This window comes from Rhizobium ecuadorense (assembly GCF_001187535.1).
Classification (GTDB): Bacteria; Pseudomonadota; Alphaproteobacteria; order Rhizobiales; family Rhizobiaceae; genus Rhizobium; species Rhizobium ecuadorense.
In genome coordinates this window covers 1-255 of sequence record NZ_LFIO01000484.1, presented here as the reverse complement: position 1 = coordinate 255, position 255 = coordinate 1, and the positions used below count along the sequence as shown (strand labels likewise).

General features: G+C 63.9%; 1 protein-coding gene. It reads left to right on the top strand.

Annotated elements, in window-relative coordinates; all coding sequences use genetic code 11:
• Nucleotides 1-255 (top strand): hypothetical protein (locus tag AF337_RS44285; protein WP_152970991.1); only part of this gene is annotated, 255 nt, incomplete at both ends.

The window sequence follows — 255 nt, the reverse complement described above, 5'->3', positions numbered from 1 at the left end:
AGAGGGTTCTATCAGGGGAGCCCGTCCAGCCACTGGCAGGCGACGGCACTCTTACAATGGTGGAAGCCGATACGGAGCTCATGGCTGCTGAAACGATCGCCGACTGGTTAGCAGCCTTGCCGTCGGAGGACCTGCGCGGAAGCGTCATTCTCGCTTCCGACGGCGATACGGCGCTCCTGGACCATGCTTTGCGTGCGAGGGGCATTCCAGCCCTCGGGCTCTCCGCCTCATCACCCTGGCGTGGAGCACTGCAGG